Raw genomic sequence first — 15,761 nt, forward strand, 5'->3', positions numbered from 1 at the left:
GTGGCCCGCGCTGCCTGGGCTGAACCGAAAACAAGCCAGGGGGGCGTTGCATGCACCCAACGATGCACCAGAAAGTGTCAAATTGTCTGCATCGTCTGACAAACATTTGCGCCGCTTTTGCATTAGCCTTCGGAGTCTATTTGTCCTCAGGTGCCTGAATTCACTTGTCCTACAGCCGTGACCAGCAGCGATATCAGGCGAATTTTTCGCCACATCCCCGGGCCGCTTCTGGTTTTGAAGACTGATCCAGCCTTCACGATCATGGCGGCGAGCGAAGACTATTTGCGGATCACCCACACGACAGAGAAAATTTTCGGGCGTTCCCTGTTTGAAGTGTTCCCCGGCAACCCGGCCGCCGAGGACGACAGTGGCGTCGAAAATCTGCTGGCCTCACTGGAGCGCGTCATGGCAACGCGCACGCCGCACACCATGGCCGTCCAGCGTTACGACGTGCAGCTTCCCCCGGAAGAGGGTGGAGGCTTCGAGGAGCGCTACTGGGCACCGATCAATTCACCCGTGCTCAATGACAAGGGCGAGCTTGAATTCCTGATCCACCGCGTGGAGGACGCTACGGCCAAGGCCAACAGCGACGCTGTCGCAATTCTCGAAAGCATCACCGAAGGCTTCTTCACACTGGACCGCCAGTGGCGCTTCAACTATGTGAACAGCGAAGCCCACCGCATCCTTGACCGCGAACCTGGCTCTCTGCAAGGCAAGGTGTTGTGGGAGACCTATCCCGGGCTGGAAGGCACGGAGTTCGAGCGCGCTTACCACCGCACCATGCACCAGCGCGAGAAGTCGTCATTCACGGCGTTCTACGCGAATCAGGGCCGCTGGTACGAGGTCACGACTTTTCCTGCGCCCGAGGGCATCTCGGTCTACTTTCGCAATGTGACGGACCAGAAAACCATGGAGGCCCGACAGGAAGAGTTGATTGCCAAGTCCGAAAGCCAGCGACGCATCTATGAAACCGCGCTCAACAGCACGCCTGACTTCGTCTACGTGTTTGGCCTTGACCATCGCGCCCTGTACGCCAACGACGCCTTGCTGAAAACCTGGGGCGTGTCCGATGTGCGCGGCAAGACGTGGATGGATCTGGGCTACGAGCAGTGGCATGCAGACATGCACGATCGAGAGCTCGACCAGGTCATCAATTCGCGTGCGCCGATTCGCGGCGAGATCCCTTTCACCGGCACGGGCGGGCGGCGCATCTACGACTACATCTTTGCCCCGGTGTTCGACGCCGAAGGCAAGGTGGTGGCGGTGGCCGGGACCACGCGGGACGTGACCGAGCGACAAGCCGCTGACCAGGCCATCCGCGAGCAGGCGGCGCGGCTGGCCGAGTCAGACCGGTCCAAGGACGAATTCCTGGCCACACTCTCGCATGAACTGCGCAACCCGCTTGCACCCCTGCGTAATTCACTGGCCTTGTTGCGCCGCAATGCGCAGGGTGATGAGCGGTCCGCCCCCATCCACGCGATGATGGAGCGTCAAGTCAATCACTTGGTGCGGCTGGTGGACGATTTGCTGGAACTATCGCGTATCAGCCGCGGCACGCTGTCGCTGCGCCATGAGCGCGTCGAGCTCGCCGCTATCGTGCGCAATGCGGTGGAAACGGCCAGCCCGCTGGTTCAGGCGGCAGGCCATGAGCTGGTGGTAGAACTGCCCGACGGGCCGGTCTGGCTCGACGGCGATGACGTGCGCCTGGTGCAGATCCTATCCAATCTGCTGGACAACGCGGTGAAGTACACCGAGTCCGGCGGGCGCCTGGCCGTGCGTGCGCAGGTACAAGCTGATGTTGTTGCTGTCACCGTGTCTGACAATGGCATCGGCATCGACCCCGCCGTGCTGCCGCGCATGTTTGAAATGTTCAGCCGCGGTGACCGCGACAGCGCGCGCACCCAGGGCGGGCTGGGCATCGGGCTGGCCCTGTCACGGCGCCTGGCCGAGATGCACGGGGGCAGCCTGGACGCCCACAGCGGCGGTGTGGGTCAAGGCAGCCAGTTCACGGTGCGCCTGCCGCTGGCGGCAGTCGTGCCAGGCGGCGAGCCTGTGGCAGTTGGCAGGGCCGGAGAACTTGCGCTAATGCGTGTGCTGGTGGTGGACGACAACCACGACGCCGGCGACAGCCTGGCCATGGTCCTGGACTTGCTGGGCGCCGAAGTACGCGTGGCACGCGGCGGTGTAGAAGCGCTCGACATGTTTGCAAGTTTCCAGCCCAGGGTAGTCCTGCTTGACATTGGCATGCCCGGCATGAACGGCTACGACGTTGCGCGTGCCATCCGCAGCGGCTACCCGGGTCATCCGGTGACCATCGTCGCACTCACGGGTTGGGGCCAGGACGACGATCTGCGCCGCTCGCGAGAGGCCGGCTTCGACCATCACTTGGTCAAGCCCGCCGACCTTGACGCGCTGCAAGACTTGTTGTCCTCCATCGACAAGGCCGCGCGCGATCTGGCTTGAGCCGCTGCGGCGGCAGCCGTGTTTCCCCGGTACCGCAACCCGAAAGTATCGAAACATGAAAGCGCACCTTCGCACCCATGGCGTCGTTGCAACCCTTGCGAAGGCGCACAGCCTTCGCTGCGGCTTGCGGCTTGCGCCTTGCCTCGGGCACGAATCCATCACTTTCATTTCGTCTTGCTACTTCCGTGTTGCGGTACTAGAAGCGCGTGCGCAGCGTCTCGCTCACATAGCGCGGGGCGCCGTAGTTGGGGCAGTCCAGCGTGGCCCAGTAGCGATATGGGTACCCTCTGCTGTTTCATTGACTCAGAACGCTTGTGACCGCAAAGTCCTGGATGGGTCAATATTGTCCTAACGCGTGATCCACAGGCGCTGCGGGCCTGCGCCCTGGTCGCCGAGCTTGTCAAAAGGGTTGCGCAGCCGGCATTTATCAATTGACAGGCAGCCGCAGCCAATGCAGTCGTCCAGCGTGTCGCGCAGCTTTTTGAGCTGCGCCATGCGTTCGTCGAGGTTGGCCCGCCATGCGGCCGAAAGACGTGCCCAGTCGGCACGGCTGGGCGCGGCCCGGGCGGGCAGGGTGGACAGGGCCGCCTCAATGTCGGCCAGCGCAATGCCCACGCGCTGCGCAACCCGCACAAAAGCCACGCGCCGCAGCATCTCGCGCGCATAGCGGCGCTGGTTGCCCTCGGTGCGGCTGCTGCTGATCAGCCCCTTTTTCTCATAAAAGTGCAGCGTGGATACCGCCACACCGCTGCGCCGCGCCATGTCGCCCACCGAGAGGGTGGGGAAAATGCCGGCCTGTTCCAGTTGCTTGTCCATGGGTTGTCCTTGAAAAAGTGCTTGACCTCAACTTTACTTGAGGTTTTAGGCTCGTGTTTCCGCAAGCATTCGGCTTGTCTAATCAAAGGAGTATTTCCATGACCACTGAATCCCTGCACAGTGCTTCCACATCCGTCTTCCGCGTTGACAAGTTTGTCGTGCCCTCGCAGTCGATGGGGGCGTTTGTCGAGCGGGTTCGCCAGGTTCAGCAAACCCTGTGCAGCCTGCCGGGCTGCCTGCAAAAACATGTTCTGACGCAAACCGGTGACAGCAGCGAATTTGATGTGGTGACGGTGGTCGAATGGGCCAGCGCCGATGCCTTGGCCGCCGGCCAGGCTGTTGTGCTGAAGCAACTTGCCAGTGAAGCCTTTGACCAACAGGCTTTTCGCAAGAAGCTGGGAGTGCGCGGCGACTCGGGGCTCTATAGCAAGGCCTGAGTCTCACGCGCAGGGTGGCGCGACGCTGTCACGGCGATATCCGCTTCAATCCAGTTCAAACGCCAGCAACTGTGACGCAATTTCCGGATCATCCGAATCCGTCACCATCCACAGCCGGCCGTCACCGACCAGCGCGATGCCTTCAACCTTGGGGGCACCTTCAATCGGCTCCAGCCGCTGCAATTTCCCATCGCCGCCCACCCAGCCGATGCTCGAGCCTGCGCACGCGCCGTCGTTGTAGCTGTCGCTGGTGTCTTCTGCCACGGCGCTGAACATCCAACCCCCACCGGGCAGCGGTGTGCCGTCGGTAAAGCCCAGGGGCACATCGCCCCCCTGGCCTAACGCAAATTCGGTAATGCGGTGTGCGCGGGATGGGCTGGCTTGTGCGCGGCTGATCCAGGTCTGGATGTCTGCCCACGCGTACTCAATGCAGGCGTTTCTGCCGTCACCCTTGTTGCCGCGCTGCAGCAGATGAAGGTGCTGGCCCGCGATAAACGCGCCCTCGATGTTCAGGTCTGCAAACTCTGCGCGCAGTGGCTGGTACAGCTCTGTCAGGTCTATGCTGCGAGCGGCTGCGCCTGGCTTGCCGTCGGCGTCGAGGCTTATCAAAAAGGCCTGTTGCCGATTCGGCTTGGAGCCCGAGCCCAGAGCGAGGAGGGCGCCATGCGGATGCCCCGGCATGGCGGGCAGCAGGGCCAGCGCTTCCAGGTCGGGCTTGAGCGCCTTGCGCTTGCCTTTGCTCTCGGGCAAGTCGCCGGGCAGGATGCGATGAAGCTGCACCCGCTGCGCAGCGCCTTCGTCAGCCTCCAACATGCCGAGGTGATGCTCGTCGTCAGCCACCACGTACAGCCATCGACCCACTCGCACCAGTCCGCTCGCGGCGCTGAGGTGTGCCTGGTCGCGAGGGTGCTGGGTGGGCTCGACGAGAAGATCGCGCAGATGGACTGGGGTGAGCATGGATGACCTCAGTATGCCCTTGAGTCTATGACTAAGCGTTTGATTCGGGAAGGGTCAATGTCTCCCAATTCGTCAGCATCTCCACCTGCTTCCGAAGGTAGGCCGTCGGCATGGCTTGCGAACCCCAAACAGGAATCCGGCCGGCGCACTCGCCCAGCAGCCAGAAATGGCGCACGGCCATGAAGAACGGAATCGCTTGCAGGTCGGCGGCGGTGATGGCCTGCTCCGTTCGATAGGCAGCGATGAAGTGTTGCCAGCGGGTTAGCGCTTTCTCGTCAAGTTTCCCGCTGACCGTACGCGGATGCATGTGCCATGCATACACGGCCAGATCAAAGGCAAGATAGCCCGGTCCGGCGTCGTCAAAGTCAAAGAAGGAAGCAATACGCTCGTCGCCCTTGCCTGCTGACACGAAGTTGTTCTGGCCGTGCGAGTCTCCATGGCAGACCACGCGTGTCAGGCCTTCCATCGAGGAGATGCGTTGGTGCAGGCGGCTACCAAGCTCAGTGAATTCGGCTCGCAGTTCTTCAGTCATCGTCGGGGCTGTCAGCAACAGCCGCAGCGGAGACTCAAGCAGGTAGTTCAGGTCCAGCGCAAAGTAACTGGTGGTGGCCACAAAATCGTCGGCGGCGACGTGAAGCAAAGCGAGCCCGCGCCCGAAAGCTTCAACATCCGGCAGTGCGTCGCCGGTCATCTCACCATCCAGGTACTCGAACAGCATCAGGGGGCGCTCGCCTTCGGGCAGCGTCACCATCATGGCGACGGCACCGTTGCGCGTGGGAAGGCAGTTGGCCACCGGCACATTGCGCGCGCGCAGGTGCGCAAGCAGGGCGGCTTCGTACTCGATCATCGGTGCGCCTCTTGGCCGTTCGGCGCTCAGGCGCGCCACAGCCCGACGCCCGTCGGCAAATTTGAGTCCATAGACCTGATTGAAGCTGCGCCGCAGGAGTTCGCATTCGACAACGTCTCCAAAGGCATAGGCTTTCGAGACTAGGGCGCCAATGGCGGCCCCTGTTGGGGTGGACTGCGCGATGGCAAGGTTCATGACTGTCTCTTTTTTGTGTTTGGCTGGGCGGGCGATTCTGCCACGCCCGGGCGATGTGCGGCCTCAGCCAGCAGAAAGTGACAGCGGGAGGGTAGGTTGCAAGCCAAATCGGCCTCCAGCCCTCGCTGCATATGCGCAAACAGCTATGAATTTGGTAGTTGCTCTCGCCTATTCCGTCATTTCTTGCCTGACAGATAGCCCTGAACCGTCGGCGCCAAGGTGGCCGTGAGCTCCTCTGGCGTCGCCGAGGCAATACCCGGAAGCTTCAGCACATAGCGGCACAGGGCCAGCCCCAGCATTTGAGTAGCGATCAGCCCGGCCCGCATGGAGGCCGTGGTCCGTGAGCCATGACGTGCGACCGCAGGCAACACCTGCTGCCTGAACATCTCCCGCATCTTCTCCGCGGCCGCGTCATTCGTGACGGCAGAGCGGAGCAGGATGGTCATCGCCGTGGCAGAGGGCCCCAGCTCCCAAATTTCGAAGAAGTGGCGGACCAGCACCTCGCCTTCGTTGCTGCCTTTCATAGCCGCGACGTCCGGCAAGTGCAGCTCGAACTCGGTGGCGCGCACGAACAGCTCCTCCTTGCTCCCGAAATAGCGGATGACAAGGGCCGGGTCGACAACAGCAGCAGTCGCGACCTCCCTGACCGTGGTGCCGTCGTAGCCGCGTTCGGCAAAGAGCGACCGGGCCGCTTCGAGGATAGCGGCCCGTGTGCGGTCCGACTTCTTCAGCGGCGGCTCTGCCGGAAAGTTTGGCTTGCTAGAAGGTTTATTTTTCAACGCGTGTTGACTTTCATCGGGTCGGCGCAATAATCAACGCTTGTTGACATATTAACCCAAACCGAAAGGACGACGCCATGTCCCAGATCCAAGCCGAAATCCAAGCCCAAATTCCTGCCGCGCAGACCGACGTTCTGATCGTCGGAGCGGGCCCCACCGGCCTTGCGCTCGCCACTGCGCTTTCCGCACAAGGCGTGAAAACGCTCATCATCGACGCCCAGGCGGAAGGCGCGAACACCTCGCGCGCCGCAGTTGTTCATGCGCGCACCCTTGAGCTGCTCGAGCCCCTCGGCGTGTCGGACCGTCTGGTGGCACTTGGGCTGCATGCCAAGCGCTTCACGGTCCGCGACCGCGACCGCATCCTGGTGCCGATCGAATTCGATCGCCTGCCGACTGTGTACCCGTACACGCTCATGGTGTCTCAGGCCGTGACCGAATCCGTGCTGCTGGAGCGTGCAAGCGAATTGGGCGCAACAGTTCGGCGCCCGTGTTCGCTGCAGTCGTTTTCGCAGGACGACATCAGCGTCCACGCCACCCTGAGCGACGGCAGCCAGGTTCAGGCCCGCTTTATGGTGGGCGCCGACGGCATGCACAGCGTGGTGCGCCAGCAGGCCGGGATCGCATTTGAGGGCGGCACCTACGGCGAGAGTTTCGTGCTGGCCGACGTGAGGCTGGGTGCAAACGGGGCCGTTCCAGAGAACGAGGTGATCTTATTCTTCTCGCCGAAGGGGATGGTTGTGGTGGCGCCTTTGCCGGGTGGGATCCACCGTATCGTCGCTACTGTAGATGACGCCCCCGAGCAACCGGATGCGGCCTATGTGCAAGCCCTGCTGGACACTCGCGGACCGAAGGCCACGCGGGCCGTGGTTCGGGCGGTCCTTTGGGGCTCCCGCTTTCGGGTCCACCATCGAATCGCTGCCGCCTACCGCCAGGGACGGGTGCTGCTCGCAGGCGATGCAGCCCACGTGCACAGCCCCGCGGGAGGCCAGGGCATGAACATCGGCATTCAGGACGCCGTAGCGCTGGGTGAGGCCCTGGTTTCTGCCTTGGCGGGAGACGATGGCGCGCTGGACGCCTACGAAGCCCGGCGCAGGCCCATCGCGCAACAGGTGCTCACACTGGCAGATCGGCTGACCCGCATGGCCACCGCGCCGCGCGCCCTTCGCGGGCTGCGCAACGTGCTGCTTTCACTGGTGGCCCGCATTCCGAACGTCCGGCGCAAGCTGGCCTGGCAGCTGTCCGGCCTCGCGTATCGGTAACTGCGGGAGCAATTGGATCGGAACGTCTGCTCGTATGCGGCGACGTCCGCTGCTGGCCGAAAGCACCTGGCCATGACGGTCGCATCTCGTCGAAGACGGGCATCGCTTGACTAACGGCAATCAAACCTTACCGATACTTGACGGCCTTCAGTACATTTTCTGCCGTAGCCGGCGCCACCATCACCACCAGCTCGTTCCCAGCCTTCACCGCCCCCACCGCCTCCCGCAGCGCCTCATACACACTGATCGCCAGCATGAAGGGCGGCTCGCCGACGGCTTTGCTGCCGCCTACGTTGTCTTCGGGGTTGGCTTCGTGCCACAGGTCAACCTTGAAGTGTTCGGGGATGTCGCCGGTGGCGGGGATTTTGTAGGTGCTGGGGGCGTGGGTCGTTAGCAAGCCTTTGTCATTCCACAACAGTTGTTCTGTCGTGAGCCAACCCATGCCCTGGACAAAGCCGCCTTCGATCTGACCGATGTCGATGGCCGGGTTGATGCTGGTGCCGACGTCGTGCAGGATATCGACCTTGAGCACGCGGCTTTCGCCGGTCAGGGTGTCGATGGCGACTTCGCTGCAGGCGGCGCCGTAGCTGAAGTAGTAAAACGGGCGGCCAGTCAGGGTGGTCTTGTCGTAGTGAATTTTCGGCGTGCGGTAAAAGCCGTCGCTCCAGAGCTGGATTCGGTTGGCATAAGCAGCTTTGACCACTTCGTCAAAACTGCGCGTCGCTTTAGGCGAGATGACTTTGCCGCCCTGAAAGCGTACGGCGCCAGCGCCGCAGCCGTCCAGTCCGGCGGCAAAGGATGCCAGGTTGTCACGCACGTTGCGGGCGGCGTATTGCGCGGCGCGGCCATTCAGGTCGGTACCGCTGCTGGCGGCAGTGGCTGATGCGTTGGGCACCTTGCTGGTGTCGGCGGCCGTGCTGCGCACGCGCTCAAACGGCACACCCAATTCGTCGGCGACGATTTGCGCCACCTTGGTGTTCAGACCCTGGCCCATCTCGGTGCCGCCGTGGTTCACCTGCACGCTGCCATCGGTGTACACATGCACCAGCGCCCCGGCCTGGTTGAAAAAGGTGGCAGTGAAACTGATGCCGAACTTGACCGGTGTGATGGCAATGCCACGTTTGATAACCGGGCTCTTCGCGTTCCATGCCGAAATAGCCTTGCGCCGGCGACGGTACTGCGAGGTTTGCTCCAGTTTTGATAGCAGTGGGGCGAGGATGTTGTCTTCCACCTTCATCTGGTAGTGGGTCACATCACGTTGACCGACGCCATAGAGGTTGCGCATGCGCACATCCAACGGGTCCAGACCCAGCTTGCGCGCAATGTCCCCAAGAATGGCCTCGATGACGATCACGCCCTGAGGGCCGCCAAAGCCGCGGAAGGCGGTGTGGCTTTGCATGTTGGTTTTGCAGCGGTGCGAGGTGATTTCAACGTCGCTTAAAAAGTAAGCGTTGTCGGCGTGAAAGATGGCGCGGTCGGCCACCGGGCCGGACAGGTCGGCCGAGAAGCCGCAGTCGGCCAGCATGGTGAGCTGCAGCGCGGTCAAGAGGCCGGTGTCGTCGTAGCCGGCGCTGTAGTCGTAGGCAAAGGGGTGGCGCTTGCCGGTGACCATGAAGTCGTCGTCCCGGTCCAGCCGCAGCTTGATCGGGCATTTGAACTTGCGCGCTGCCAGCGTGGCCCACACGGCCATGTGGCCGGCCTGCGTCTCTTTGCCACCGAAGCCGCCGCCCATGCGCCGGCACTCCACCGTGACGGCGTTGTTCTCAATGCCCAGCGCATGTGCCACCCAGTGCTGGATTTCGCCGGGGTGCTGGGTGCTGGAATAAATCCACCACTGGTCCTGCTCCATCGGCAGGGCGTAGGCGACCTGACCTTCCAGATAAAAGTGTTCCTGCCCGCCGACTTCGAGTTGACCCGTGAGTGTGTGTACTGACTTTTTCAGAGCGGCTTCGGGCTCGCCACGGCGCACCACGACCTTGGGCAGTACGTAACTCTGCGCGGCGTGGGCCGCGCGCGGGCCGAGCAGAGCGGGCAGCGCCTCGATGTTTTGTTTGACCAGCCGCGCGGCGCGACGTGCCTGCATCACGGTGTCGGCCACCACCAGGCCAATGACCTGGCCGATGTGTTGCACGGTGCCCGTGGCGAAGATGGGCTCGTCACCGACAAAGGTGGCGAGCATCTTGTCACCCGGGATGTCGGCCGCCAGCACCACGCCGCGCACGCCGGGCAGGGCCAGCGCAGCGCTGGTATCGACACCGCGCAGGCGGCCATGTGCAACGGTCGAAAGAATCGGCGCCGCGTGCAGCGTGCCCTTGACCTCGGGAATGTCATCAACATACGTCGCGCTGCCCGCCACCTGGGCGCGTGCGCTTTCGTGCGGGCGCGACACGCCCATGGCCGGGCCGGGCGTGGCGGGGGCGTGCGGCGAGTGGGTTGCGGGCGCGATGTTGCGCTCGCCGGCATCAGCCGCGCCCCCGGGACCGCCGCCTTCTGTGGCCGTGAAGTCACTGTCGCGCTTGTTCATGCCTGTGCCTCCTCGAGCAGGAAGCTTTCCAGGTTGATCTGCTGCATACCCTGGCTTTCAAGCCAGAAGCGCTGCAGCAGGTTGCCGAGTACCTCGCTGCGGTAGGTGGCAGAGGCGCGCATGTCGCTCAGAGGCTGGAACTCGTCTCGCAGCGTCTGCATGGCTTCAAGCACGGTGGCTTGCGTCCACACCTTGCCGCGCAGGAAGGCTTCGGTTTGCACGGCGCGGGCCGGCACGGCGGCCACACCGCCTGCGCCTATGCTGACCTTCGCAACCTTGCCACCGGCTAGTTGCAGGTTCACCACCAGGCAGACGGCGGAGATGTCGTCGTCATACCGCTTGCTGATCTTGTAAGCCTTGAGCACTTCCTCCGCTTCCGGCAGCGGCACCTTGATCCAGGCCAGCACTTCGTCGGGCGCCATCACGTTTTTTCGGTAGCCGGTGTAGAGCAGCTCCAGTGGCATCTCGCGGTGGCCGCGTGTACTCATCAGCACAACGTTGGCTCCCAGCGCGATCAGCAGCGGCATGGAGTCGCCAATCGGCGAGCCGTTGGCCACGTTGCCGCCCAAGGTGCCGGCGTTGCGCACCGGCAGACCAGCAAAGCGGTTGGCAAAGGTCTGCAGTTGCGGTCGGTCAGCCACCAGAGCGGCAAAGGCGTCGCTCAGCGTGACGGCCGCGCCTATGGCGATGTGATGCGGGTAACGCTCGATGCGCCGCAGCTCTTCGACCCGTGTCACGTCCAGCACCTGGCTGAACTCTTTGTGCATTTTGGTCACCCACAGGCCGACGTCGGTGCAGCCTGCCACCAGTTGCGCACCGGGATGCGCAGCGCGGACCGCCAGCAGTTCTGCCAGCGTGCGTGGAGATTTATAGGGCAAATCGGGCTCTGGCCCCCGTCCAACGGGCGCGAGTAGCTCCATTTTTGATAGCAAGTTAGCCTCATCAATGCGTCCAGCAGGCAGCGCGGCCATCTGCTGCGCCGCGTCAAAAATAGGCCGGTAACCGGTGCAGCGGCACAGATTGCCCGACAGCTCCTGTTGCGCCAGCTCGCGCGTGATGGTTCGGCCCTGACACACATGGTTTTGGTACATGCCGAACATGCTCATGACAAAGCCTGGAGTACAAAATCCGCACTGGGAGCCATGACAGTCCACCATGGCCTGCTGCGCAGGATGCAGTGTTGGTTCAAACCTTTCTCTGTTGCCAGCCGGGGCCGCGGAACCGGCTTCGCCGGGCCGCAGGCGCAGCGCCCCCTCGGGGGGCAGCGAAGTACGCGAAGCGACAAGCGTGGGGGCAATGTCTTCCACGGTCCAAAGCGCCTGCCCGTCTATCGAATGCGCCAGCTTGATGCAGCTGTTAACAGCCTTGTACTGAATCTTCCCATCGACCGCTTCTCCCACCACCACGGTGCAGGCGCCGCAGTCGCCTTCGCCGCAACCTTCCTTGGTGCCGGTGAGCCCCAAGTCCTCGCGCAGCACCTCCAGCAGCGTGCGGCTGGGTGGTACATTGACAAGCGAGACCAGCTGGCCCCCCCTGACGAATCGAATGATGTTGAGAGGTGATGACATGTTCATGTTGACTAGGGTAAACCCAATCGTTCGAGGCCGGTATACCCGTCGTCATATCGGTGCGATGCACAAAAAGGTATGAAAGACCAGGCCTTATTCGACAAGATAGACCTCCATCTCATAAGGGTCTTGAACACCGTGCTGACCGAACGCAGCGTTTCACGCGCCGCCATCCGCCTGGGAATGTATCAACCTGCCGTCAGCGCAGCGCTCAAGCGCCTGCGCGATCTGGCCGGTGACCCCTTGCTGGTGCGCTCAGGCGCCGGCATGGTGCCTACTGACGCCGGCCTGCGCATGATCGAGCCGTCGGCCAGCATACTGCGGGCCGCCGAGGTGTTGTTCAGTGATGCGCGCGGTTTTAATGCGGCCACCGCCACCCACACCTTCAGCCTGGCCTGCAGCGACTACATGGACCCGCAGTTTCTGCCGCAACTGGTGGCGCAGATCAAGAGCCAGGCGCCGATGTGCCAGATTGACATCCACGCACTGTCCGGCGATTTTGACTACCGCGCGCGGCTGGCGCAGGGTGAGGTTGATCTGGTGATCGGCAACTGGCCGGCGCCGCCGGACGACCTGCACATGGCGCGCCTGTTTGGCGACGAGGTGGTCTGCCTGGTTGCGGCCAACCACCCGGCGGTGCGGCGCGGCTGGGACAGCTCCACCTGGCTGGCGTCTGAACACATTGCGCCCACGCCGACCCACCCGGGCGCCAAGGGCGTGATTGACCTGCATCTCGACAGCCTGGGCCTGCAGCGCAACATCAGCGCGCGCTGCCCGCATTTCGGCCTGATCCCGGCCATGGTCGCTTCGAGCCTGCTGGTGTTGACGACCGGGCGGCAGTACTGCGAACGGTTTGCCCAAACGCTGCCTGTGAAAATTCTGCCTTGCCCGGTGGACTTCCCGCCCATGATGTATTACCAGCTTTGGCATGAACGCACACACGCCTCCGCTTCGGCCAAGTGGTTGCGTGAACGGGCCAAGACCGTGGCGGCCTCGCTACAAAAACAATAGCTGCTAATGCATACCAGCTAAGGGCTAGAGCCCTAAAACATCTATAAAAACTATTCCACACGAGACAATGACTACCTCCACCTCCTCTGCCCCGGCAGATGCTAGCGCGCCACCGCGCCTTCAGCTCACTGGCATCACCAAGGCCTACCCGGCCGTGGTGGCCAACAGCGATGTGTCGCTAACGGTCCAGCCCGGCGAGATCCACGCCGTGCTTGGCGAAAACGGCGCCGGCAAATCGACGTTGATGAAAATCATCTACGGCGCGGTCAAGCCCGATGCCGGCAGCATGCGGATCGATGGCCGCAGCGTGACGGTGCGCAACCCGCAAGAGGCGCGCGCGCTGGGCATCGCCATGGTGTTCCAGCACTTCAGCCTGTTCGACACCCTGACGGTGGCAGAGAACGTCTGGCTGGGACTGGACAAAAGTCACCGGGCGCCGGGCCGCCCCAAGACCGGCGCCCCCCGGGGGGAGGCGGCGCAAAGCGACGCTTTGGGGGGGGACTTTACTCTCGCGGAGGTGTCGCGCCGCATCGTCGCCACCAGTGAAGCCTATGGTTTGCAGCTGGAGCCGACGCGGCCGGTGCACACCCTGGCCGTGGGCGAGCGCCAGCGGATTGAAATTGTGCGCTCGCTGCTGACCAATCCGAAGCTACTCATTCTTGACGAGCCGACTTCTGTGCTGACGCCGCAGGCGGTGGAGAACCTGTTCGTCACCCTGCGCCAGCTGGCTGCGGGCGGCTGCAGCATTCTCTACATCAGCCACAAGCTGCATGAGATACGCGAGCTCTGCACCGCCTGCACCGTGCTGCGCGGCGGCAAGGTCACCGGGGTGTGCGACCCGCGCGAGGAGTCCAATGCCTCCTTGAGCCGGCTCATGATTGGCGCTGAGCCGCCGGCGCTGGAGCACCGCGAGGTGGCACTGGGCGCCACCGTGCTGGAGGTGCGTGAGCTGAGCCTGGCGCGCGAAGACCAGTTCGGCATGGACCTGAAACACATCAGTCTGGCGGTGCGTGCCGGTGAGGTGGTCGGCATCGCCGGTGTGTCGGGCAACGGGCAAAAGGAACTGCTGTATGCGTTGTCGGGTGAAGACACGCGGGGCGATGCGGCCAGCGTGCAGGTGACAGGTCAGCGTGTGGGCAAGCTCCACCCGGCGCAGCGCCGCGCGCTGGGCCTGCATTTTGTGCCCGAGGAACGGCTGGGCCGGGGTGCGGTGCCGGCGCTGAGCCTGGCGCACAACCTGCTGCTCACGCGCCGCAACGCGGTCGGCCGTGGTGGCTGGCTGCAGTTGCGCGTCCTGCGCGCGCAGGCCGCCGACATCATCGAGCGCTTCAAGGTCAAGGCCGGTGGGCCGGGTGCAGCGGCGCAGTCGCTGTCGGGAGGCAATCTGCAAAAATTCATTGTCGGGCGCGAGATCGGAGCGAATCCGACGCTGCTGATCGTCTCGCAACCGACTTGGGGCGTGGACGTCGGGGCGGCCGCACAGATACGCGGCGAGATATTGAAGCTGCGCGACGGCGGTTGCGCCGTACTGGTGGTCAGCGAGGAGCTGGAAGAACTGTTCGACATCTGCGACCGCCTGTACGTGATGGCCAAGGGCCAGCTTTCGCCTTCCTTGCCGCGTGCCGACGCCACGGTGGCGCTGGTGGGGCAGTGGATGAGCGGGTTGTGGAACGACAAGTCAGCGGGAGCCAGCCATGCTCAAGCTTGAAGCCCGGCCCCAGCCGTCCCCCCTGTGGACCTTCGGCTCGCCGCTGCTGGCGCTGGCCATCACCGTGCTGATTGGTGTTTGCTTGTTCGTGGCGCTGGGCAAAGACCCGGTGCGCGGCCTGCAGGTGTTTTTCTGGGAGCCGATCAAATCGCCGTACGCGCTGGGCGAGCTGATGGTTAAGGCCACGCCGCTGCTGATCATCGCGCTCGGGCTGGCCGTGTGTTTTCGCTCAAACGTGTGGAACATTGGCGCCGAAGGCCAGTTTGTCATTGGGGCGGTGGCGGCCGGTGGCGTGGCGTTGCTGGCCGACAAGACAACCGGGCCCTGGATCATCCCGGCCATCATTGCCGCCGGTGTGCTGGGCGGCATGCTCTGGGCCGGCATCACCGCGCTGCTGCGCGACCGCTTCAACGCCAATGAAATCCTGGTCAGCCTGATGCTGGTGTATGTGGCCGACATGGTGCTCAGTTATCTCGTGTTCGGCCCGTGGAAGGACCCGCAGGGCTACAACTTTCCGCAGACCAAAACCTTTGAGGCGGTGACGCAGGTCCCGCGCCTGATGAGCGGATCGCGCGTCAGCATCGGCCTGCTGATTGCCCTGGCTGGTGCAGCAGCGCTGTGGGTCTTCCTGTTTCGCACCTACGCGGGTTTTGCCCAGCAGGTCGGTGGGCTGGCGCCGGCGGCGGCGCGTTATGCCGGTTTTTCATCGCGCAAGGCCTTGTGGGTGGCGCTGTTGACCTCGGGTGGGGCGGCCGGCCTGGCCGGGGCGCTGGAGGTGGCGGGACCTATCGGCCAGCTCACGCCTTATGTACCGGCCGGCTACGGTTTTGCCGCGATCATTGTGGCGTTTGTCGGGCGTCTGCACCCGGCAGGCATGGTGTGCTCGGCCATTTTGATGAGCATGTTTTACATCGGTGGTGAGCTGGCGCAGTCGCGCCTGGGCCTGCCCAAATCATTGACCGGGGTGTTCCAGGGCCTGCTGCTGTTCAGCTTGCTGGCCTGTGACACGCTCATCGCTTACCGCATCACTTTCCGCAAGGGAGCTCGCTGATGGACTCCACCGCACTGCTCATTGCCGCAACCCTGAGCGCGGGCACGGTGCTGGCGATTGCCGCGCTGGGCCTGTTGATCAACGAAAAAGCCGGCATCGTCAACCTGGGCGCCGAAGGCATGATGCTCTGCGCCGCCATCGCCGGT

The 15,761-nt window shown here is 63.5% G+C and carries 12 protein-coding genes and 1 pseudogene; 7 read left to right on the top strand and 6 right to left on the bottom strand.

Annotated features, from left to right (window positions below):
- The first annotated feature begins 177 nt into the window (after positions 1–177).
- Positions 178–2,463, top strand: coding sequence for a PAS domain-containing protein (locus H0W47_RS15950; protein WP_296926167.1), 2,286 nt, complete (start codon positions 178–180; stop codon positions 2,461–2,463).
- A 348-nt stretch (positions 2,464–2,811) separates the two neighbouring features.
- Here the strand turns inward: H0W47_RS15950 and soxR are convergent, their stop codons facing one another.
- Positions 2,812–3,279 carry a redox-sensitive transcriptional activator SoxR gene (gene soxR / locus H0W47_RS15955; RefSeq protein WP_296926169.1) on the bottom strand — a complete coding sequence of 156 codons (468 nt, stop codon included), beginning with the start codon at positions 3,277–3,279 and terminating at the stop codon, positions 2,812–2,814.
- Positions 3,280–3,377: 98 nt separating this feature from the next.
- On the opposite strand from soxR, the gene H0W47_RS15960 reads away from it, so the two are divergent.
- Positions 3,378–3,716: an antibiotic biosynthesis monooxygenase gene (locus tag H0W47_RS15960; protein ID WP_296926172.1), complete on the top strand. Its 339-nt coding sequence runs from the start codon at positions 3,378–3,380 to the stop codon at positions 3,714–3,716.
- A 45-nt stretch (positions 3,717–3,761) separates the two neighbouring features.
- Here the strand turns inward: H0W47_RS15960 and H0W47_RS15965 are convergent, their stop codons facing one another.
- The 3 genes from H0W47_RS15965 to H0W47_RS15975 form a co-directional block, all read right to left on the bottom strand.
- Positions 3,762–4,673, bottom strand: a complete 912-nt coding sequence (locus H0W47_RS15965) for a hypothetical protein (protein WP_296926175.1) — start codon at positions 4,671–4,673, stop codon at positions 3,762–3,764.
- Positions 4,674–4,704: 31 nt separating this feature from the next.
- Positions 4,705–5,715 (bottom strand): phosphotransferase, encoded by a 1,011-nt coding sequence (locus tag H0W47_RS15970; RefSeq protein ID WP_296926177.1) that lies wholly within the window; start codon positions 5,713–5,715, stop codon positions 4,705–4,707.
- A 176-nt stretch (positions 5,716–5,891) separates the two neighbouring features.
- Positions 5,892–6,494, bottom strand: a complete 603-nt coding sequence (locus tag H0W47_RS15975) for a TetR/AcrR family transcriptional regulator (RefSeq protein WP_296926179.1) — start codon at positions 6,492–6,494, stop codon at positions 5,892–5,894.
- 77 nt (positions 6,495–6,571) lie between these two features.
- Between H0W47_RS15975 and H0W47_RS15980 the strand changes: the two genes are divergently transcribed.
- Entirely contained in the window at positions 6,572–7,753 is a 1,182-nt protein-coding gene (locus H0W47_RS15980; protein WP_296926181.1) for an FAD-dependent oxidoreductase, read from the top strand.
- 127 nt (positions 7,754–7,880) lie between these two features.
- Here H0W47_RS15980 and xdhB read toward each other — a convergent pair whose 3' ends face one another.
- Positions 7,881–10,148, bottom strand: coding sequence for a xanthine dehydrogenase molybdopterin binding subunit (gene xdhB, locus H0W47_RS15985; protein WP_296926187.1), 2,268 nt, complete (start codon positions 10,146–10,148; stop codon positions 7,881–7,883).
- Positions 10,149–10,273: 125 nt separating this feature from the next.
- A complete protein-coding gene (gene xdhA, locus H0W47_RS15990) occupies positions 10,274–11,845 on the bottom strand; it encodes a xanthine dehydrogenase small subunit (protein ID WP_296926183.1) in 1,572 nt (523 codons plus the stop codon).
- Positions 11,846–11,923: 78 nt separating this feature from the next.
- Here xdhA and H0W47_RS15995 point away from each other — a divergent pair, with 78 nt between their 5' ends.
- From H0W47_RS15995 to H0W47_RS16010, 4 genes and pseudogenes are all read left to right on the top strand, one after another.
- Positions 11,924–12,856 carry a LysR family transcriptional regulator gene (locus H0W47_RS15995; RefSeq protein ID WP_296926184.1) on the top strand — a complete coding sequence of 311 codons (933 nt, stop codon included), beginning with the start codon at positions 11,924–11,926 and terminating at the stop codon, positions 12,854–12,856.
- Between the two features lie 67 nt (positions 12,857–12,923).
- Entirely contained in the window at positions 12,924–14,564 is a 1,641-nt protein-coding gene (locus tag H0W47_RS16000) for an ABC transporter ATP-binding protein (protein WP_296926185.1), read from the top strand.
- Entirely contained in the window at positions 14,551–15,615 is a 1,065-nt protein-coding gene (locus H0W47_RS16005; RefSeq protein WP_296926186.1) for an ABC transporter permease, read from the top strand. The genes H0W47_RS16000 and H0W47_RS16005 overlap by 14 nt, the downstream gene beginning before the upstream one ends.
- Positions 15,615–15,761 (top strand): annotated as a pseudogene (locus H0W47_RS16010) (ABC transporter permease); the annotation flags it as partial. The gene H0W47_RS16005 and the pseudogene H0W47_RS16010, both read left to right, overlap by 1 nt.

The organism is Polaromonas sp., assembly GCF_013817205.1.
Lineage (GTDB): Bacteria > Pseudomonadota > Gammaproteobacteria > Burkholderiales > Burkholderiaceae_C > Polaromonas.

Excerpts from the sequence above, each read along its gene's own strand:
- soxR (WP_296926169.1), bottom strand. The coding sequence starts at position 3,279 with ATGGACAAGCAACTGGAACAGGCCGGCATTTTCCCCACCCTCTCGGTG.
- H0W47_RS15960 (WP_296926172.1), top strand. The coding sequence starts at position 3,378 with ATGACCACTGAATCCCTGCACAGTGCTTCCACATCCGTCTTCCGCGTT.
- H0W47_RS15965 (WP_296926175.1), bottom strand. The coding sequence starts at position 4,673 with ATGCTCACCCCAGTCCATCTGCGCGATCTTCTCGTCGAGCCCACCCAG.
- H0W47_RS15970 (WP_296926177.1), bottom strand. The coding sequence starts at position 5,715 with ATGAACCTTGCCATCGCGCAGTCCACCCCAACAGGGGCCGCCATTGGC.
- H0W47_RS15980 (WP_296926181.1), top strand. The coding sequence starts at position 6,572 with ATGTCCCAGATCCAAGCCGAAATCCAAGCCCAAATTCCTGCCGCGCAG.
- xdhB (WP_296926187.1), bottom strand. The coding sequence starts at position 10,148 with ATGGGCGTGTCGCGCCCGCACGAAAGCGCACGCGCCCAGGTGGCGGGC.
- xdhA (WP_296926183.1), bottom strand. The coding sequence starts at position 11,845 with ATGTCATCACCTCTCAACATCATTCGATTCGTCAGGGGGGGCCAGCTG.
- H0W47_RS15995 (WP_296926184.1), top strand. The coding sequence starts at position 11,924 with ATGAAAGACCAGGCCTTATTCGACAAGATAGACCTCCATCTCATAAGG.
- H0W47_RS16000 (WP_296926185.1), top strand. The coding sequence starts at position 12,924 with ATGACTACCTCCACCTCCTCTGCCCCGGCAGATGCTAGCGCGCCACCG.
- H0W47_RS16005 (WP_296926186.1), top strand. The coding sequence starts at position 14,551 with ATGCTCAAGCTTGAAGCCCGGCCCCAGCCGTCCCCCCTGTGGACCTTC.